Source organism: Methylobacillus draconifructus (assembly GCF_045984355.1).
Lineage (GTDB): Bacteria > Pseudomonadota > Gammaproteobacteria > Burkholderiales > Methylophilaceae > Methylobacillus > Methylobacillus flagellatus_A.
This window is the reverse complement of the sequence record NZ_JBJQII010000006.1, coordinates 74695-93173: the sequence shown is the minus strand read 5'-3', so window position 1 is coordinate 93173 and position 18479 is coordinate 74695. Positions and strand designations below refer to the sequence as shown.

The 18479-nt window shown below is 47.7% G+C and carries 20 protein-coding genes; 6 read left to right on the top strand and 14 right to left on the bottom strand.

The window, feature by feature from the left end; translation table 11 throughout:
* Positions 1-3: 3 nt before the first annotated feature.
* Both mauB and ACJSDX_RS13125 read right to left on the bottom strand, forming a co-directional pair.
* Positions 4-1206 (bottom strand): methylamine dehydrogenase (amicyanin) large subunit, encoded by a 1203-nt coding sequence (mauB, locus tag ACJSDX_RS13130; RefSeq protein ID WP_407995078.1) that lies wholly within the window; start codon positions 1204-1206, stop codon positions 4-6.
* 61 nt (positions 1207-1267) lie between these two features.
* Positions 1268-1939 (bottom strand): methylamine utilization protein MauF, encoded by a 672-nt coding sequence (locus ACJSDX_RS13125; protein WP_407995077.1) that lies wholly within the window; start codon positions 1937-1939, stop codon positions 1268-1270.
* Positions 1940-2488: 549 nt separating this feature from the next.
* Between ACJSDX_RS13125 and ACJSDX_RS13120 the strand changes: the two genes are divergently transcribed.
* Together ACJSDX_RS13120 and ACJSDX_RS13115 are read left to right on the top strand one after the other, a co-directional pair.
* Positions 2489-3541, top strand: a complete 1053-nt coding sequence (locus ACJSDX_RS13120) for a helix-turn-helix domain-containing protein (protein WP_407995076.1) — start codon at positions 2489-2491, stop codon at positions 3539-3541.
* A gap of 115 nt (positions 3542-3656) precedes the next feature.
* Positions 3657-4100 carry a group II truncated hemoglobin gene (locus tag ACJSDX_RS13115; protein ID WP_407995075.1) on the top strand — a complete coding sequence of 148 codons (444 nt, stop codon included), beginning with the start codon at positions 3657-3659 and terminating at the stop codon, positions 4098-4100.
* Between the two features lie 129 nt (positions 4101-4229).
* Here ACJSDX_RS13115 and ACJSDX_RS13110 read toward each other — a convergent pair whose 3' ends face one another.
* From ACJSDX_RS13110 to tatA, 10 genes are all read right to left on the bottom strand, one after another.
* Positions 4230-5921, bottom strand: a complete 1692-nt coding sequence (locus tag ACJSDX_RS13110) for a trimethylamine N-oxide permease (protein WP_407995074.1) — start codon at positions 5919-5921, stop codon at positions 4230-4232.
* 91 nt (positions 5922-6012) lie between these two features.
* Entirely contained in the window at positions 6013-6846 is an 834-nt protein-coding gene (locus ACJSDX_RS13105) for a TorF family putative porin (protein ID WP_407995073.1), read from the bottom strand.
* Positions 6847-7336: 490 nt separating this feature from the next.
* Entirely contained in the window at positions 7337-8380 is a 1044-nt protein-coding gene (locus ACJSDX_RS13100) for a heme-dependent oxidative N-demethylase family protein (protein WP_407995072.1), read from the bottom strand.
* 8 nt (positions 8381-8388) lie between these two features.
* On the bottom strand, positions 8389-9345 hold the full coding sequence (locus ACJSDX_RS13095) for a PDR/VanB family oxidoreductase (RefSeq protein ID WP_407995071.1): 957 nt from the start codon (positions 9343-9345) through the stop codon (positions 8389-8391).
* Complete coding sequence (locus ACJSDX_RS13090) at positions 9342-9938, bottom strand: dimethylamine monooxygenase subunit DmmA family protein (RefSeq protein WP_407995070.1); 597 nt, start codon at positions 9936-9938, stop codon at positions 9342-9344. Before ACJSDX_RS13090 ends, ACJSDX_RS13095 begins: the two co-directional genes overlap by 4 nt.
* A 2-nt stretch (positions 9939-9940) precedes the next feature.
* The gene (locus tag ACJSDX_RS13085; RefSeq protein WP_407995069.1) at positions 9941-11056 is read right to left on the bottom strand and encodes an aminomethyl transferase family protein; all 1116 of its coding nucleotides are present in this window, start codon (positions 11054-11056) and stop codon (positions 9941-9943) included.
* A gap of 559 nt (positions 11057-11615) precedes the next feature.
* Positions 11616-11999: a cupin domain-containing protein gene (locus tag ACJSDX_RS13080; protein WP_407995068.1), complete on the bottom strand. Its 384-nt coding sequence runs from the start codon at positions 11997-11999 to the stop codon at positions 11616-11618.
* 56 nt (positions 12000-12055) lie between these two features.
* The gene (gene tatC, locus ACJSDX_RS13075; RefSeq protein ID WP_407995067.1) at positions 12056-12793 is read right to left on the bottom strand and encodes a twin-arginine translocase subunit TatC; all 738 of its coding nucleotides are present in this window, start codon (positions 12791-12793) and stop codon (positions 12056-12058) included.
* Entirely contained in the window at positions 12790-13104 is a 315-nt protein-coding gene (gene tatB, locus ACJSDX_RS13070) for a Sec-independent protein translocase protein TatB (protein ID WP_407995066.1), read from the bottom strand. The genes tatC and tatB overlap by 4 nt, the downstream gene beginning before the upstream one ends.
* 8 nt (positions 13105-13112) lie before the next feature.
* A complete protein-coding gene (tatA, locus tag ACJSDX_RS13065) occupies positions 13113-13268 on the bottom strand; it encodes a Sec-independent protein translocase subunit TatA (protein ID WP_407995065.1) in 156 nt (51 codons plus the stop codon).
* 437 nt (positions 13269-13705) lie between these two features.
* On the opposite strand from tatA, the gene ACJSDX_RS13060 reads away from it, so the two are divergent.
* Positions 13706-14716, top strand: a complete 1011-nt coding sequence (locus ACJSDX_RS13060; protein WP_407995064.1) for a helix-turn-helix domain-containing protein — start codon at positions 13706-13708, stop codon at positions 14714-14716.
* A gap of 114 nt (positions 14717-14830) precedes the next feature.
* On the opposite strand, the gene infA is transcribed toward ACJSDX_RS13060, so the two are convergent.
* On the bottom strand, positions 14831-15097 hold the full coding sequence (infA, locus tag ACJSDX_RS13055; RefSeq protein WP_407995063.1) for a translation initiation factor IF-1: 267 nt from the start codon (positions 15095-15097) through the stop codon (positions 14831-14833).
* A 20-nt stretch (positions 15098-15117) separates the two neighbouring features.
* Positions 15118-15354, bottom strand: coding sequence for a hypothetical protein (locus ACJSDX_RS13050; RefSeq protein WP_011478905.1), 237 nt, complete (start codon positions 15352-15354; stop codon positions 15118-15120).
* Here ACJSDX_RS13050 and ACJSDX_RS13045 point away from each other — a divergent pair, their 5' ends adjacent.
* The 3 genes from ACJSDX_RS13045 to ACJSDX_RS13035 all read left to right on the top strand — a co-directional run bounded on the left by ACJSDX_RS13045 (position 15355) and on the right by ACJSDX_RS13035 (position 18447).
* Positions 15355-15477, top strand: a complete 123-nt coding sequence (locus ACJSDX_RS13045; RefSeq protein WP_267864441.1) for a hypothetical protein — start codon at positions 15355-15357, stop codon at positions 15475-15477. It begins immediately after the preceding gene.
* A gap of 350 nt (positions 15478-15827) precedes the next feature.
* The gene (locus ACJSDX_RS13040) at positions 15828-18017 is read left to right on the top strand and encodes a TonB-dependent receptor (RefSeq protein WP_407995062.1); all 2190 of its coding nucleotides are present in this window, start codon (positions 15828-15830) and stop codon (positions 18015-18017) included.
* Positions 18018-18210: 193 nt separating this feature from the next.
* Positions 18211-18447: a hypothetical protein gene (locus tag ACJSDX_RS13035; protein WP_309564447.1), complete on the top strand. Its 237-nt coding sequence runs from the start codon at positions 18211-18213 to the stop codon at positions 18445-18447.
* The last annotated feature ends 32 nt before the right edge of the window (positions 18448-18479 follow it).

The window sequence follows — 18479 nt, the reverse complement described above, 5'->3', positions numbered from 1 at the left end:
CTCTTAATCCACTGTCAGAGAAATGGTCGGGGCACGGCCGAGCTCGTCCACCTTGCCGGTTTGCTTGCCGGTCACCGCATTGAAGGTGAACAAGGTCTTGGCTTCGGCAGAAACCGCGTACAGGTTCGGATCGGAATCCTGGGTGACGCTGATGCCGTCAATCTCGTGGCCGAGGTCGATGCGGCGCAGGCGCTTGCCGGTGGTGCCGTCGACAACGAACACATAGCGGCTGGCCGTCACGTGGGTCCACTTGGCGCGCTGGTCGGCCAGCACGTAGATCTCGTTCCGAGGATTGTTGTAAGCCACCACCTGCCAGCCGCCCGGACGCCAGTTGGCCTTCCGTTCCGCCTCGGTGAACAATTCGAATGGCTTCAGGAAGTCGACATTCTTCTCGGTCAGCTTGGCCTGGAATATGCGGCCTTCGTAGCTAGGCCATACCAGGCGGCCGGTGGTGTTGGAATAGTAAGGATTCACGAACAGGTGGTCCTCCTCGGCATGGAACACCTTGGTGGGCTTCTGCGGCTTGAGACTACCCTTACTGTCATAGTTGAACTGCTGCAAGGAGCCGTCGCGACAGTGCATGTAGAAGCTCTGATTCGGCACGGGGAAAATCTGGTAGCAATCGGGAATGTCCATCATCTTCACGAAGGACTTCTTCTCCAGGTCGACCAGGCCGACGGCGGGAGACGGAGCAAACTGCTGGAACAGCATGTGCTTGTTGTCGGTGGAAATGGAAGCCAGGCGGTTCATCACGCCGGTGAGGAAGCGGCCTTCAGGGATGTCGATGTCAGCCAGCACCTTGTGGCTTTGCGCATCGATCACTTCCACGTAGTCGTCGCGCTTGCCGCGGGCAATGCGGCTGTAGGTGGTGTTCGAGGTCACGAAGAACTTGCCGTCGCTGCTCAGCATCACGTTGGCCAGCTTGCCGGTATCGGTCATGCCGAGCAGGTTGTTCTTCTTGCCGTCGACGGTGTAGACCGTCGTGGTCACATTGAAGTGGCCTGGGTCCAGCACGTAAACGCGCTTGGAATCGGACGGCAGCCCTTTTTCAATCGTGATGTTGTCCAGCGTTTGGGCTGTGCCGATCGCGCCCAGCGAACTCGGCACGTTCGTCGGCGCATCAGCAGCAAATGCCGAGTACGTGGTTGCCAACAAGGCTGCGACAGCTAGCTGCCCGATCAGGCGACTAGGTTGGAATGTTGTCATATTTCCTCCAGACATTATTTAAGTTTTATCAACGCACTTCTACTTCACTAAACTTCTGCCCTCACAGCACCAGCAGCAGCAATGCAGCGGAGCCGACAGACAGCAGAAGGAAACCATCCACCTCGACAGCGCGTTCCTGCCAGCGGGCCAGCCATGCCTGCACCGTCACGTTCTTGACAGGCAGGAAGTTCACGGCGACAGGCAAGCAGCGACCGATGTTGAAGATGCCGATAATCAAGATCGCGGTCTTCACGTCGCCGCAGAACAACGCGACGCCAGTGACGATGTAGAGGATCGGGGTCTGCACATAGGTCAGGTAATTCATGCCCAGCGCATAGCCGTACAACAGGCCGATCACGGAAGAACGGAAGCGGAAGCGGGCATCATGCGGCACCTGCGCGCGACGCTGCGGATAAGGCATCTTCATGAAGCCGAACTGGTGCGCGCCATATCCCAGCGCCAGCACCGCCATGCCTGCGACCATGTAGCTGAAAGGCAGGGACGAGAACAGCAGCCAGCCCGCCATGCCCAATGCCCCGCCCAGTACCACCGCGCCAATCGCATAACCCAGCGCATGCGTGAAGAAGGTCGGCGACCAACGCAGCACGGAAGCAAACGAATAGCGCCCGGCAGGACGCAACAGGCTCAGGCTGGAATAGCCGCATGGCGACCAGGTGGACAAAAAGCCGCCTGCCAGGGCCAGCACGATGAACAACCCGGTCAAAGCATTCACCACTGGCACCTTTGAATGCAGTAAACTTCCACCAACAGCACCCACTACAATAGCGACTATCATTAATATAAGTCGCGCCTTGGGCGATCGCGACTCAGAAAAACTATAAGCATCAGGTATGCACGCTACGCCTGCAGTACTTTGAGACGATTGGCGGAAAACTCCCCTGTCTATGCTCACATTACCCTCCTCCAGCCTTTTCAAGGCCTCCAGTTATAAATTCAGAAAAAGTGTTAATACAATGTAAATATAGCCAGGATGCGCATGAAACCTTGGTAAGAATCGGCATATCTTTATGAATGCCATTAGAGTTCTTGTTCAACTTATGCCGATTTTTACTATTTATCTCTTTTTGACACGCTCTAGAATGATGCTTACTGGTCTGTATAGTTGATGTTTTGAGATTTTTCTTTTTTCAGCCTAGGACTTGTATGTAACAAAATGCCTTGGGCTTCAAAAAAATGACGAATCTTTTGATTTTTTGAGAATTCAAAAAATACTGGCGACCAGCCTAGTCTGTAGAAGGTTAAATACTAAGGAGCAAATATCGTGGGTTTTCGAGAAACTGCTTTAGCTAGAAATAGTGCGACTCTGAATAGCCGCGAATTGCATGTCGTTCAGCAGGAGACAACAGATGTTCTGGAACAGGCCGATGTTATGCCTCTTTGGTCACAGGATTACACACAGCTAGGGAAAGGTGCATTTTCCGGATCTATTGCCAGTATGAGTTACTCGGGAATGCAAGTATTTCGCGAAACCATGAATCGAGCTGTTGATGCAATTGCCAATGCACCGGCAAATGCTTACGTCGTTGGTTTATCGACAGTAATTGATGGAGAGTCATCCTGGGGATTGTTACCAGTCAAGTCCAATTCTCTGATCACATTGGATAAAAATGCCGAACTGTTTTTTCGTACTTCCAAATTTTCGGAAATTGCCGCCGTTGTTATTTCAGATCAACGCCTTGAGGAGTATGCTGCTCAGGTCGAATGGGTAGACCTGCGTAAGATTATGGAAGATGTGAGGCCAGTAGATTTGATATCCCCATCTATTTCCAGTCGTTTGCTCACTTTGTTGGTTGATGGTCCGCGCCAGATTTTGGAATATAGTGACACAGATAGCCTAGATATTATGTGGAACCATTATGAAAACGACCTGTTAACTACTTGTCTGCAAGCTTTAATATCCTCCAAAGAAAATCCTAAATCTCATCATGACTACCGTATTCACCGCTATATTGTGAATCGTGTCCGTGAATTGACCCTGTCAAATGTCGATGCTCCACTGACCATCAGCGAACTCTGTGCCCACTTAAAAGTCAGCCGTCGAACCTTAAACCACGCATTTGTCAGAGTATTGGGAATCACCCCTGTGGCATACATGCGTAACATTCGGCTCAATCGGGTCCGCAGAGAGTTGAAATCAAAACCGCATCAGATCACAAGTATTGCTAGCGTCGCCATTAAATGGGGATTCTGGCACATGAGTCTGTTCTCCCGTTACTACCGTGAACTATTTGGAGAATGTCCAATGGATACACTGATACGATGCCGCGCTGAAAAATATAACTGTAGCTCGCTGAAGAAGCCTTTGAGGTCATAATCCCAGTCCGATTCTGCCTTCTGTCTTTTTTATTGTGCTTATTCTTATCAACATCCAAGAATTTTTTACCCTAATATTGCATTAAATGCATCTTAAAAATTCTTGGAAGATACTCATGAATCCTATTAACTCCGCAGCTAAAAATCCTGTCAGTAGCAATATAATTTTGCAAAAGAAAGGATCACTTTACAATCGGATCGGTGGTGAAGAAGGCCTGCGAAAACTAGTCGAGACATTCTACGATATTATTGAATTCGAGCCACAAGGGCGGGGACTACATATCCTGCACTTGCGCGGACATGGAGTTGCACACTCTCGTATTGAGCAATTCAACTTCTTGTCAGGATTTCTTGGCGGTCCTCAGCTTTATATAGAGAAGTACAAGCATTCCAACGTACGCGAAATGCATGCCCATGTAGAGATTGACGCAACGACCCGAGACTTATGGCTCGTCTGCATGTCAGTAGCTATTGATCGTGTCGGTTTGCCAACAGATGTGAAAGACGATCTGATGACCAACTTCACGCGAGTCGCCTTCCAGTTGAAAAACAAGGATTGAAACTGCTGAGTATTCCCTCAGCAAAAACCTGCTCATGCCATCATTGAGCAAACGTAACACTAGCAAAATGATGGAAGAGGACATCAAGCACTGAACTTGCAGGATCAGTCCTCTTCCCAGTCGAGACAGCTACAATTGCTGCAGGAATACCACCAAGGCCACAGCCAGGGCGATGGTGAGGAACGGCAAGATGCCTGCCCTATTCTTCAAATGTGCCGCCGGCCCCTCATTCAGGTCATCCAGCATGGATTTTGGGAAAACCCCTTTATCCTGAATGTAATGCCGGAACAGGAATACGGGCAAGATGCAGGAAGCCACGATCACACCGGACAACAAGGTTCCCTCTCCCCAGATATTCGCGCCCAAGCCCATCAATGACACATTCACAAAGCTCAATATCGCCCCCATGATGATCAGGATCAAAGGCGCTTTGTACGGTCGTTCCCAATTTGGCCGGTCCAGGCGATGCAGCCAGCCTGCATTAAGGTTAAAGAAATTAAATATGACATAGCAGGTATTGGATACCGCCAACACAAACACATAATCCGACATTAGCAGCAAAACCAGGTTCAGGCTAAAGTCAGTCCACATAGCACGCGTTGGAGCGCCATGCTTATTCACATAAGAAAGATAGCGAGGAAACCAGCCGTCAACCGACCCCTGGTACAAGGTGCGTGAAGACCCTGCCATTGCAGTCATAATCGAAAGCAGCAAAGCCAGAATCAGCATAATCAGAATCACGTTAGCGATCTGCTGGCCCCCCCCCACCATCGAAGTCAGTACAGTTGAAACACCCATGCCGCTATAAATATCAGCAGCCAGCATGCCGTCATACACTGCGGGACTCAGCTCGTTGCCCAATGCGTCATATTGCGCAGGTGAAATGAGATTACCCAGGCCGAGATGGGATTGGAACGCCATGGGAACCAACGTAAATACCGCGAAGCAAAGCAAGCCTGAATAAATAATGGCTTTGAAGGTGTCAGATTTAGGATTCCTGAATTCACGTGTGTAGCAAATGGAAGTCTCGAAAGCATAAGTCGACCAGGCTGCAATGAACATCCCGCCCGCCATCAGCTTCCAGCCTTCGATATTCCATAATCCATCAACGACATTGCCGGCATCATCATAGGCAAGGGGCGCTATTGGGAAAAAATTCGCCGCACTGACATCGCCTGTAATCAATGGAATCGTGCCGATCAATAACAGTGGAATTAATGCGGCAATCCCGAGAATCATAGTAAACCGAGAAGAACGCAGGATACCGCCATGCTGGATGCAGAATGCGCATAAGAGCACCGCAGCGCCAACCAGAAATGTTGCATTGATTCTCAACGACAAACCGGACTTTATGAAACCTAAATCCAGTAAGGTGATTTGCCATGTGTTCACTATGGAATCGGCAGGAAAAATAGCAAGCAATATATAACCCGCAGCCAATCCCGAGCCGATTGAAAGCACTGGCATCCAGGCCAACCAATTGCACCATACCAATACTGGGGCAATAAATTTGCTGTACCGCACCCAGGCAATGGCGCCGTAAACCGAAGCGCCACCGGATTTATTGGGGAACATACCTGCAATTTCAGCATAGGTAAACGCCTGGATAAAACCGAATGTAATGGAAAGCATCCAGGCTAGCCAAGCAGGTTTCCCGACTGTAGAAGCAATAGCGCCTATTGAAAATAAAACCAATGCTGGCACACCGCTAGCAACCCAGAAAGCCCCTTGCCATCCGATTTTTCTTTGCAGGCTACCCTGCGGCTCTGATGTAGACTGACCTTGATCAGTAGCCCCATCAATTGAAGTTATAGTGCTCAACTTAATTCTCCTGAAATAATTAAATCAAAAATATCCTGACCAAATAAATAAAAAGATATTTTTAGATTTTCTCTAATTGATTTTTTAGTAATCAAAAGGTATGTCTCAAAAAAGCAAATATCTTACTATTACCCATCTTGTAACCATCAGCATCAACATACCAATCACTATTTCCATCTGTGGTTATATAACTTACACCTGCGCTCCATTGATGCTTATTGTTGATTAAGAAATCTTTACTAAGACCAATAGCTATATCCGTGTAGTCACCGATTGAATAGTTCTTTACCTTCGTCCTACCTATATGAAAGTTAAAATTTAAATCGTAATATGGAAGTATCTTGTTGTAATCCAACGAGATATAATCAGTTCCCTTGGTATCCCCCTCCCCTGTTACTCTGTTCCCAAATTGCTGATTTCCATGAGATTTAGTATTAATTCCAAACCAGTCCGTGAATGAATAAGCATATTTCAAAGTGAAAGGCTTATACTCAAGAACTGCATGGAGTTCCGTTACAAAAGCACTATTGCCAGCAACTTTTTTATTTTGTGGAAAAATCCACTGAAACAAGCCAATAGATCCTCTTAAATCTTCCGTGATCTGCCCTGCAATGCCGCCATATACATCAATCTCTATGGTATTTCCATAGACGGACCCCTTATCCAGATTGATGATGCCAGTGCCAAGATACAGGCCATTGTCATGGTTGTAATCTACATAAAATGAAGCGGCACCTCTTCTTCTAGCATATGACATACCTCGAAATATATAATCAGTCTGAAAACTCAACGTCTTTACTACATGATGAGGAGAATATTGTTGAGAATCTTTACTCTCCAACTGTGAATTTTCATTTGCATAAACTAAAGAAATTCCCGAACATGAAATGCATAATGGAAGGATAAAACCGAAACTATACTTCATGCCAAATCCTCTCTTATCTATGTGTTTTATTTATAATTTTTAAAAATATTATTTACCAATAAACTGTAAAACTAATATTTCAAAAACAATCATCTCCACAACAGAAAATAATTGGGCTCTGTAACATTTAGATAACTCAGCATGAACATTGCAAATTTGCATCTTTTGGTTGCTATAGCAAAACTTCTCTAAGTTTAAAGAAGCGTGAAAATGCCAAAGGTTACAAATTGTTACAACGATAAATTAGCAGATTAATAAATTAATCCGTTAGTAATAATTGGCAAAGGTTTGATTTAGATTTTATAAACGAAAATTAAGAATAGACTTGAGAGAAATAAGCATTTAAAACGTTTGTTTTAAATACCTATCCATTTGAGAAGAAAAGATATATTAGGAGTATTTTAAAAAGAAAGAGAGCGGCCATTAGAATTGACTAGTCTTATGTAGCCGCTCTTAAATAGAAACATATATTTTTGAAAAAATTAACTTACTATTCCGGCTGTGTCCCCAACGTTAGCTCCGCGCCATCATCATATTTTGAAAGCCATTCAACCACGGCCTCTCGGTAGCCACTAATACCTTTATATTCCGCCAAGTCAGGATGCAAGTCTCGCAATACTCGATGAAAACGTTTTACCCATTTTGGATGAGCAGCTAACTCATCAAGCCTAATCAGGTAAGCTCGGATACTAAAACATATGCCATTACTGCGTGGTAGTCGGAACATAGATTGCAACTCTACTCGCAGATGCGCTAGCTCTCCCGCGCTCTGTGCATTTACTTTACTTTTTTCTGGACCCCATTCTGGATAATTCTCAGGTGATGTATCCAGTCGTGGTCTAATAGTCATAGTCCAATTGAATCTTCTAACAGGTGTGCCTTGTTGTAAACTCAGAATAAATTTCAATCCTCTTTCAAGCACTCCTAATTTCTCCATCTGTGGTACAGGTGCATGCCACTCATGCCAGGACATACCGATATCAAAAGCCAATGACCAGTCAGCTTGACTCGTAATAAAGCCAGCATCAGCAAAGAGGTTGCCATCGCGTTGGTCCAGCAATACAAAATCCCCCTGTGTCTGCCTACCCATATAGTCCAGGGGCTCAAGAGGCAAAGTGGATGTGTTCCCGAAAGTAAAGGTATCTTTTATATTCAAAGGCCGATTAGTCCAGGTCCAGCGATCACCATCCTTTTCCAGCGTAAACAAGTCAGGATAATCCTGCGATAAACATTCCATAGTAAGCTCAAGAAAATCCCATTGCGCATCCATCATATGAGGCAAAGCAGCATAACGTCCCTTGTCCCCTGCAAGGGTCAGGAGCTTATCTTTACACTCGGACACATAATGCTCATCTATATCGAACAGATGCTCATGCACAGTGCCCTGGGCACCTGGCCGGTGTGGTTCGATATTTACCGAATACATATATTCGTCTTTATCGAAAGGGTAAGGAAAGCGGCGAATCGCTGCAGGAGAGTTGCTGTAAGTGTAATCGTCTCTAAAAGACTCGTGTTTGAAAGCAATATTATTCATGATCTACCTCAGATATTAAGTTCTATAACGGAACACCTGGCTCTTGAAACGCATGGCATGATTTTTTTGCCGGAACGTTTTTCAGCATCAGAAAGATAATGGTCGTGATGTTCAATGACTCCATCACAGTCAACCACTTCAAGCTCGCATCGCCCGCAAGCTCCGCCTCTGCAGAGATATGGTGCATCGACCCCTGCTGCTTCCATGGCTTCCAGAATGCTGACCTCAGGCCCAACATCAATTGTTAGTTCGGATTGCTTCAATTTAAGCGTGAACTGCTCGCCAACCGGCGGCGCAAGAAACTCTTCATAATGCACATGCGCTTCTGGCCATCCCAATTCCTTTGCAGTTTCAATCACGCCCTCGACCATCCCTGCGGGCCCACAAACATATACATGTGTACCCAATGGCTGATTACTGAATAGGTCCTGCAAGTTGAGGTTTTGTCCTTTACTGGCATCATGGCAAACCAGTTTGTCTTTAAGCAGACTCCTGAGGTGCTCGATAAACCCGGCTGTTTTAGGACTGCGATAGGCATAATGAAGCTCGAATGCAGCATTCATCCTTAACAAGTCATGCACTTGGGACATGAATGGCGTAATGCCTATACCGCCTGCAATTAAGATATGACGATGCCCCAAACGGGAAAGGGAGAATAAATTTACAGGCCAGGAAATCCTGAGTTTGCTTCCCACCTCAACGTTCTCATGCATATATCTTGACCCACCACGCGATGGACTCTGCAATCTCACGGCAATCTGATAATTTCTGCGATCTGCAGGCGAACTCAGCAAAGAATACGCATTACGATACGTTCGATTTCCTGCCGGCATGGAAACCACGATGTGACTACCTCCAGAGAAGCCAGGTAGCTCTTTTCCATCTGCGGAAACAAAAGTGAAATGACGTATACCTTCGGCCACCATATCAATTCGAGAAACAACAACCTCTAATGAATTGTTCATGGGTAGATTTCCTCCGCTGCCGGTACGTTTCCTGGCTCCTCCGCATCCACCATTAATCCCATATAGGCATTCAACCTGCGTGAGAAGTGATCTCTGACGAACAAATGTCGATGGCATCCTGCACATGAGGCAATATTGGTCGTGACATTGTGCGTTGTTGTCTTGCAATGAACACAATAGACAGAACGAGCCAAGGTACCCGTCTGCTCGCGCATGACGTCGGCATTCATGACGCCATGCTTGGCAGCCATCGTTGTCGCTTCCCATAGGAACTTTTCACTTCCAGCAGCATAAATCTTGGTGCCCATGGTTGAGTATTTCAGCAGTTGATCAAAGAAATACCATAACGCTTCATTGCCATCTAGGACATGGAGCTGACTCCCCATTAGTGCTTGCAGTGGGGAGGTATAATCAGTGCCATTCTGCGGAACATACAAGATTTTGATAGCGCCCTCAGGCAACCTTAGCTGGCAAAGCCTCAGGATAGAAAGCCCAGCTGGCCCCTCTCCCAGCACGATATGGGACCTTGCCCGGTGCTCCCATTCCAATGCCTTGTAGACAGGCTTACTATTAATCCAATATCCAGGCAGCATTCTTAGACTCCAGCGCGTGGATGGGTACGCAATCGTAGAGGATCATAAAATGGAAGGGGTGCTACATAGGCTTCGATATTGCCATGTGCATTTTGCACTACAACATTAGTACCTTTGGCTGCAAACTCAGGTTTTATATGCGCCAATGCCAGCGACTGCATCAGGTAATGACTGTATGAAGCACTCGTGACGACACCAACCCTTTGACCATCAATAATAATGGCGTCCCCAGCACTTAGTGCCTTAGCTGATTTAGCAATCAGGCCGATCTGGACTACCCGTTGCTTTCCTTGACTTGCGATTACTGCAGCCTTTCCGCAATACTCACCCGGCTTATTTAAATCAACGCCCCACCCCATATTGACTTCCCAAGGCGTAGTATCACCTTCAGGCATTTCAAATGGATAGAACAAAAGCCCAGCCTCAATTCGGGTCAACTCCAATGAATTCCATGATGCAGCAACAATTCCCCAGGGAGCACCAGCTTTCAGCAGCTCATCCCAGATCAGGACAGTATCTGCAGCCTTGGCATAGATTTCATAGCCCAGCTCCCCTGAGTAGCCACCGCGAGCAATGTAGGCCTGCTTGCCGAAAAGCGTAGCTTTTACATGCTGGAAATATTCTAATGCGGACAAATCAAAATCCACTAACGGACCAAGCACAGCCAATGACTTAGGGCCCTGCAGCGACAGGATATGTACATCATTATCCGGCTCTACCCTGACGTTTAGCCCGCCCGAAAGTTTAGCCAGCTGTTGTTTGGTGTCGCCGCCTCCATGTGAAAGGCGGAATTCAGTTTGGCTATCCCTGATGACCATAATGTCATCACAGATTCCGCCTTTTTCCGTGAGAATTGCAGCTAGCAATGAGTGTCCAGGCTTAAGACGCGTAATATCCCTGGCTACCAGTAGATCAATAAGCTTCTCTGCATCCTGACCACTCACGTTTACGATATTCAAGGCTGAAACATCATACAGGCCAACCTTGGTACGCACTGCGACAACCTCATCATTCACATCTGTGCTGTAGCTTGATGGAATAGGCATTCCCCAGGCTTTCTCATCAAGCTTAGATCCAAGAGCGCGATGACGTTCATTTAGAACTGAGTTTCTTGACATTAACTTTTCCTCCAATAAATTTGACTTAGAATTTGACTTATGGCCCGAATACTCAGGTAGCCTCTTAGCTATCTAATGAAGGTCAGCATTCCTGGTGACGCATAAAAAGGGCCAACCCTCACTTCGTTACAAATTGTTACAACAAAAGATATCACCGAAAATTCGATTGATTAGCAAGAACTGGCATGTCCCTCTCTAAATTTGAAATTTTTATTATTCAGTGCTTATTTTTACTATTCTTCTCATTCCATACCGGCCATAAGATAAGAGATATCTAAGAGCAATCCTCATAGCGTGATCTCATGCACATGCACTTAATTGGATCAATAAACTACGTTAGTAACCCGTCAGCGCCCCATGAAGCTATTCATTGATCACTAGAAATAATTGATGAGTTAAATTCGCTCGCCACAACTAGAAAATCAAATTTAACAAATTTTTTCGGCCAGATATTGAGTATGGAAGATTGAATTTCATACATTAGAAAATTAATAAAAAAGCCTCTGTCTTTTCATTCAGAGGCTTTTGTAATTTAGATGTTATATGTGAGATATTTGCATTAACCACCAAATGGTGCAGTGACACCTTCCGGTAAGTCGATAGTGAATATTTTACGAATAGTTTTTATTGTTTTCCATGTCCCGCTAAAACCGGCCTTCACAACAAAACTATCGCCAGACTTATAACTAATAGATTGTCCTTCTTTATCAGTCAATATAGCTTCACCCTCAAATATATGTACTACTTCATCAGCATTATATGTTACCTCGTAGGTACCGGGATGGGCTTCCCAGAAGCCTGATAGCAACTTACCATTATCAGACACATACTCAATCCAAGTTTTCATGCTCGGGGAACCCTCAACCGGATGCCAGCCATCAAGATCGGTTGTTATGGGCGTTACATTCTTGGTGTCAAACTTCCCGTAGGAAACAGTTATCATTGGTTTCTCCTATTAAAATTAGAATTTTTTGATGCCTCAACTCATTAAACCTATCCCTATTTAACGAGATCATAAGCAGATTTATTTCTGCTTAAAATCACTGCTGAAATGATGACCCCCAGCTCATAAAGCAGGCAAAGCGGGACAGCGAGCATGACCTGGGAAATAATATCTGGTGGCGTAAAAATCGCACCTATTACAAAAGCGCCAACGATGACATAACCTCTTATCTCTTTCAGGGTCTTGACTTCAACCACACCCAAGACGGCAATCACTACCACAATGATTGGCATTTGGAACGAAATTCCAAATGCTAGCAAAATAGAAATTAGAAAGTTTAAGTAGCTTTCGATTTCAGTCATTACCGCAACGCCATCCGGGGTTGTGCCTACTATGAATTTCAATACAGTCGGAATAACGAAACTAAATGCAAAAGCCGCGCCAATGATGAAAAGAAGAACACTGGAAACTACTGCCACCCCACCAATCAACTTCTCTTGAGGATAGAGCCCCGGCTGGAAAAATTTCCATATCTGATACAGCGTATGTGGTAAGCTGATGGCAATTGCCACATAAAATGCAACTTTAAGAGGGATAAAAAATGGCGATGTCACTGAGGTGGCAATCATTTGTCCACCTATAGGAAGTTCTTTAAGCAATGGACTCACGAAGAAAGAGTGCAAGGAGTTCGCGAAAGGCAATATGATCAATAAAGGAATCAGTATCCCGGCAATGATAAAAAGAAACCTGGTTCGCATCTCATAGAAATGGCTGAGCATACTTTCCTGCTTCATTGCAATTCGCTTTCTTTTTTGGATTCCTCATCAAGCTTCGGCATATCTGATGTTCCAGATATTTCATTGCTTACTTCTTTGAGCTGGGCTTGTAAAGCAACTAATTTCATTTGTGCTTCCGCAGTGGCTTTTTTCATATTTTCCAGCGCCACTTCTCTCTCAATATCCGCTTTGAAGCCTGATACATATCTCTGCAGTCGTCCATAGAGCAATCCACAAGCACGAGCCGCTTTAGGTAATCGATCTGGCCCTAACACGATCAGAGCGACTATCGCAATCACAACCATTTCTGAAAACCCGACATCAAACATCTCAATATTTACCCTTTATGGGAACTTCTATCTTGTGATGCTTCTTTAAAGCTCTTCAGTGCCGCCCCCAGATCCCCACCTAAAGTACGCAATCTCTTAGTTCCAAAAACTAATACAACTACGGCAAGTACTATCAACCAATGCCAAACACTGAAACTGCCCATAGCAATATTCCTTTTTCACAGAACCAAGATAATCCCTGATTTACATGCAGCTGGTTATCAATAATCAGCAACATCATCTATCCCGCTAGCCAACAAAATAGATATTAAAACTGTATCAAAACTCCCATTTGTTAAATTATGTAAGCATTTTATCCAATTTTTCCAAAAATGCATTAGAGTCAATTGCTAAAACAACAAAATTTTATTTAAAAATCAATTGGTTAAATTAAAACATTCGTTTTTATTTTCAATCTATGCCAATTTTTGCTATCCGTTTTATGGGGTTTGGCATTAGATTTGCCTTTACTGAACTGTATGTAAATGTAAAACTTAGTTTTCACAAAGAAGGTGGCAAAGTTATTCGGCTCAACTCTAAGATTTTCCGAGCTAAATAGACTTACGATGGATTTTGAGAATATGTAACGTGGATCAAATATTTGGAAAACAGAAAAAAATTAGTTACTGATCTGTCTAGCAAACTTGAATTGCACTTGGTGTATCAGTCCACATCTGATGTTTTGGAGCAAGCAGGGGCTTTACCTTTTTGGACACAAGACTATACTCAATTGGGTAAAGGAACGTTTTCTGGAACCGTCAAAAGCGTCACCTGCCAAAATCTGCAGATTTTCACTGAGTCCATGACCAAGGCTGTGGATCAAATCACCAGCGCCCCTCAGGACTGCTACGTTATCGGTATTCCTACAATCGTAACTGGTGAGTCAACATGGGGTCTTCTTCCTGTTACCACCAATTCACTCATTACACTTGATAAAAATGCCGAGTTATTTTTTCGTACTTCCGCAATATCCGAAATAACTGCAGCTGTCATTCCCGCGCAGCGTCTTGAAGCATATGCAGAAGAAATTGAATGGGTAGATCTTGGGAAAATTCTTCACGGCATCAAACCTGTCGAAGCGTTAAGTCCAAATATCGCAGCGCAGTTATTGTCTGCTCTCAAGGAAGGCATGGACTTTCATCTGGAAAATAAGGAAGCAATCAATTTTCCCTCGATGTGGAAAAATTTCGAAGATGACTTGATATCTACTTGCCTACATGCACTCCTAAGCACTAAGGGCAATGTTCATACTTGTTATGATCATCGTATTCCCCGCTACTTAGTGAATCGTGTAAGGGATGCCACCCTATTGAATTCTGAAATGCCGCTTACAATTGGAGAGCTATGCTCCATGCTCCACGTCAGCCGAAGAACGCTTAACCACGCGTTCATCCGAGGAGTCGGGATTACTCCAGTTACTTACATGCGCAACGTCAGGCTGCACCGGGTACGCGCAGAACTGCAATCGGCGCCTGACTCCGTGACCAGCATCGCCAATGTGGCGACCAAATGGGGGTTCTGGCACATGAGCCTGTTCTCCCGTTACTACCGCGAGCTGTTCGGGGAATGTCCCAATAAAACCCTGGAACGCACGCGCCTGCACAAAGCATAACTTCATTGCTGACGCAGCAGGCATCTCCATGGTGGATAAAGCATTGCCAGCCAGTGCCTTGAAGCAGACGTCCCGAGGGATGTCTGCTTTTTTATGGAGGGGATTTATCTAGCTCTAGCGGGCATAACGCTTGGCCGGCTTGAACGGGCGCGAGGAATTTGCTTCTATATGCCGGAAGATGATCCTACCCTTGGCAAGGTCGTAAGGCGACATCTCGACCGTGACCTTGTCGCCAGCCAGGATGCGGATATGGTTCTTGCGCATCTTGCCGCCGGTATAGGCGACCAATATATGCCCATTGTCCAAGGTGACGCGGAAACGGGAATCCGGCAGGATTTCATCTACTTTGCCCTGCATCTCGATGAGTTCTTCTTTTGCCATGGTCTTTCCTTTCAATAGTATCAGGCAAAAGCCTGTGGGTTTTTCAGCCAGACTTGTCCTTGAGTGGCGGCATGGTTCAGGGCTTTTTCGCGCGAAATGAATTCGCGGGCGAAGCTGACGATACGGCAATGCGTACTCGTTCCCTGACCGCTGCGGATGGACAGCGAGGCGGTATAGCGCCCGTTCCCGTTGCTATGCGAGATCGGGGTGATTAAATAACGTCCGGCCGTGAAAGGCTGGATGTTGAGTGATTTCATATGCAGTTACTCAGGCAGCGCAATGCTGCGGAAAACGGTGCCATGCAACCGGTTGGAGGGCTGGAGGTCACCTGCGGACTGGAAAAATCGTCCGGTATGGGGCTTGCCGTTAAGGAAGTTTGACCACTGTAAAAACTCTTTTGGGAGCCTGTGGCTTTAAGTGGCGGTGATATTGGGGGAACCGCAGCACGTCTCAGACTTGCTGTAGGAAAGGTAAGCAATTAGCTACAACACCGAACAGTATAGCGCATTAAGCGCAACTCACAAAATGCTAGTATCAAGGCAGCACGGCCTGTGCGTGCCTGACAAGCATGAAGGTTGCCGCCGGCTGCGACAATTTGTCACATTATCCCAAGCCGGCGATATTGCTATATTTCACCCTCTCATAACAAAAAACTGCCGATACGCCCCGTGTCGTGGCAGCCATGCCTGCCACGATCGCGACACGTTCGCGCATTGCCTCTCGACCCAATATGACGACACCATACCCATTCCTGATCAGGGCCTTGATTGCCGGGATGTTTTCCTCGGCCATGGGCATTTCATATGCCTATGCCGAGGAATCCGCCCAGGCAAAGGACCAGCCGGACGGCACCCAGACCCTGGACACCGTGCACGTCAAGGCAGCCCCCATCAAGCACCAGCAGGGCTTGAACATCGACAAGCCGTCCGAGGCAGGCTCCCGGCTCGGATTGACCATCCGCGAGAACCCCGCCTCGGTCGCGGTGGCAAGCCGCCAGCAAATGGAGGAAACGGGCGCACGCAATTTCCAGGATGCGGCCAACAGCCTGCCCGGCGTGAATGCCTCTGCACCTCCCGGGCACGGCGGATTCGTTGCCTACAGGGGATTCAGCGGTGCACAGGTCAACCAGTTGTTCAACGGCATCAGCTTGCAGTACAACAGCGCCAACCGCCCGGTGGACGCCTGGGTCTATGACCGCGTGGAACTGGTGGGCGGCCCTTCCTCCTTCCTTTACGGCAGCGGCTCCATCGGCGGCAGCCTGAACTACGTCACCAAGCTCGCGACCCGCGACGAGGAAATCCGCGAAGCCCGCCTAAGCTATGCACGCTACGACACGATGGAAACCGCTCTCGGCCTGAACCATGCGCTGAACGGCAACAACTGGGTGCGCCTGGATTTCAGCCGCAACACCAGCAACGGCTATATCGACCGGCAGCAACGCGAGGCGGATAGCCTGGCGTTGTCATGGCTGGCCGACATCACGCCAGAGTTGTCGCATACGCTGGCATTGGAACATCACGTCGAGCAGGAAGACAGCCCCTACTGGGGCACGCCGACGCTGAACCCGCAGGCCGGCAGGTTGAAAATCGACACGTCCAACCGCTTTGCCAATTACAACGTCGCGGATGGCCGCTATGAACAGCGCGTCACCTGGGCGCGGTCCATCACCGAATACCGGTTCAACGCGCAGACTTCGCTGCGCAACACCTTCTACCACTACACGGGCCAGCGGGATTTCCGCAACCTCGAGGTATACCGCTACAACGCCGACAACAGCGCCGTCTTGCGTTCGGGCGCCTACATGCAGCGCCATGACCAGGAGCTTAACGGCAACCGGGTCGAAATGCTGCACAAGGGCGCGCTGTTCGGCTTGCAAAGCGACTGGTCTTTCGGCGCGGACTACAATGTGAACCGGCAAACCGTGTTCCCGACTTCGGTCAGTACTATTCCGGCAACTTTTCCCGAACCTGGCAATTTTTATGACATCCCCGGCATGGGCAACGGCCTGCAGAAAGGCCGCAGCACCAAGACCAGGACCTTGTCCGCGTTCATCGAAAACCGCCAGTTCCTGGCCCAGCGCCTGTCATTGGTGACCGGGTTACGTTACGACCATATCGACCTGCACCTGGACAACAATCCCGGCGCCAGCCCGGCAACGGTCGACCGGCGCTGGGATGCGTTTACTGGGCGCGCAGGCATCGTATTCGACGTGACTGAGGACGCCAACCTCTATGCCCAATACAGCACCTCGGCGGAACCGCCTGGCGGCACGCTCACCAGCGCCAGCGCGGCCCAGGTGGACAACAATTTCAAGCTTTCCATCGGTTACCAGGCCGAGGTCGGCAGCAAGTTGAATTACCTCGACGGACGGGGCACCGCGACCATCGCGGCTTACCGCATCGTGCGCAGGGATTTCCCGGTGACCGACCCGCAGGACCGCAACAACACCATCCAGGTTGGCCAGCAGACCTCCACCGGCATCGAGCTTGCCTCCTCCCTACAAATCACGCCCAAGCTGCGCGCGGAAGGCAATATCGCCTGGGTCAACGCGGAATACGACGACTTCAATGAAGCCGTCGGCACCGCCGTCGTTTCCCGCAAGGGCAGGCACCCGATCAATGTGCCCGACCAGGTCGCCAACCTGCGCCTGCACTATGAGATCACGCCAGGCTGGCAAGCCGGCATCGGCGCGCGCTACGTGGCTTCCGTTTACGCCAACAACGCCAATACCATGTGGGTACCCTCCTACACCTTGTTCGACGTACATACGAAATACCGCGTCAGCAAGAACGCCGACCTGGTCGCCCGTATCCGCAACCTCACGGACGAAACATACGCGCGCTTCATCCACCAGACCAATACTCAATACTATGTCGGCGAGCCGCGCAGCCTTGAAGTTGCGCTGCATATACGTTTTTGAATTACCAAAAGGCCTGAGAAAGGCAGCCGATTAGTCTGCCTTCATTACCTCAAATTGTCGCCATATCGTATTCAATTGGACATGTTGATTTGTCAGTATCGTCCTACAGCAACATCAGCCCAGCCTGATAAGCGGGACTGAATTTTCACTCTACAATCGAGCCCACTTATTTACTTTGCTATCAGGAGCCGCAATGTTTGGCCAGAATCTCGAGCAATCTATTTATGACGCGCAACAAAGCATTCAAGTCCTGCAACCCCTCAAGGACAATATCGAGGCCTACAAGGACGTGCTCACCGTAGAAGACGTATTGAGCCTGATCGAGCAGCAAATCCGGGATGCCAACAAGCGGCGGCAAGCCTTCCTGCTGGCAAAGAAACTGGACCGGCATTTGCCGGATACCGCAAAAGCGGCCTTGATCAATACTTAAATATCATCAATAAAGAAGCCGGCATGAGCCGG

What these genes read in the sequence shown, in the direction of transcription:
- mauB (WP_407995078.1), bottom strand. Translation starts at nt 1,206, where the DNA reads ATGACAACATTCCAACCTAGTCGCCTGATCGGGCAGCTAGCTGTCGCA.
- ACJSDX_RS13115 (WP_407995075.1), top strand. Translation starts at nt 3,657, where the DNA reads ATGAATCCTATTAACTCCGCAGCTAAAAATCCTGTCAGTAGCAATATA.
- ACJSDX_RS13105 (WP_407995073.1), bottom strand. Translation starts at nt 6,846, where the DNA reads ATGAAGTATAGTTTCGGTTTTATCCTTCCATTATGCATTTCATGTTCG.
- ACJSDX_RS13100 (WP_407995072.1), bottom strand. Translation starts at nt 8,380, where the DNA reads ATGAATAATATTGCTTTCAAACACGAGTCTTTTAGAGACGATTACACT.
- ACJSDX_RS13095 (WP_407995071.1), bottom strand. Translation starts at nt 9,345, where the DNA reads ATGAACAATTCATTAGAGGTTGTTGTTTCTCGAATTGATATGGTGGCC.
- ACJSDX_RS13090 (WP_407995070.1), bottom strand. Translation starts at nt 9,938, where the DNA reads ATGCTGCCTGGATATTGGATTAATAGTAAGCCTGTCTACAAGGCATTG.
- ACJSDX_RS13085 (WP_407995069.1), bottom strand. Translation starts at nt 11,056, where the DNA reads ATGTCAAGAAACTCAGTTCTAAATGAACGTCATCGCGCTCTTGGATCT.
- ACJSDX_RS13080 (WP_407995068.1), bottom strand. Translation starts at nt 11,999, where the DNA reads ATGATAACTGTTTCCTACGGGAAGTTTGACACCAAGAATGTAACGCCC.
- tatC (WP_407995067.1), bottom strand. Translation starts at nt 12,793, where the DNA reads ATGAAGCAGGAAAGTATGCTCAGCCATTTCTATGAGATGCGAACCAGG.
- tatB (WP_407995066.1), bottom strand. Translation starts at nt 13,104, where the DNA reads ATGTTTGATGTCGGGTTTTCAGAAATGGTTGTGATTGCGATAGTCGCT.
- tatA (WP_407995065.1), bottom strand. Translation starts at nt 13,268, where the DNA reads ATGGGCAGTTTCAGTGTTTGGCATTGGTTGATAGTACTTGCCGTAGTT.
- infA (WP_407995063.1), bottom strand. Translation starts at nt 15,097, where the DNA reads ATGGCAAAAGAAGAACTCATCGAGATGCAGGGCAAAGTAGATGAAATC.
- ACJSDX_RS13050 (WP_011478905.1), bottom strand. Translation starts at nt 15,354, where the DNA reads ATGAAATCACTCAACATCCAGCCTTTCACGGCCGGACGTTATTTAATC.
- ACJSDX_RS13045 (WP_267864441.1), top strand. Translation starts at nt 15,355, where the DNA reads ATGCAGTTACTCAGGCAGCGCAATGCTGCGGAAAACGGTGCCATGCAA.
- ACJSDX_RS13040 (WP_407995062.1), top strand. Translation starts at nt 15,828, where the DNA reads ATGACGACACCATACCCATTCCTGATCAGGGCCTTGATTGCCGGGATG.
- ACJSDX_RS13035 (WP_309564447.1), top strand. Translation starts at nt 18,211, where the DNA reads ATGTTTGGCCAGAATCTCGAGCAATCTATTTATGACGCGCAACAAAGC.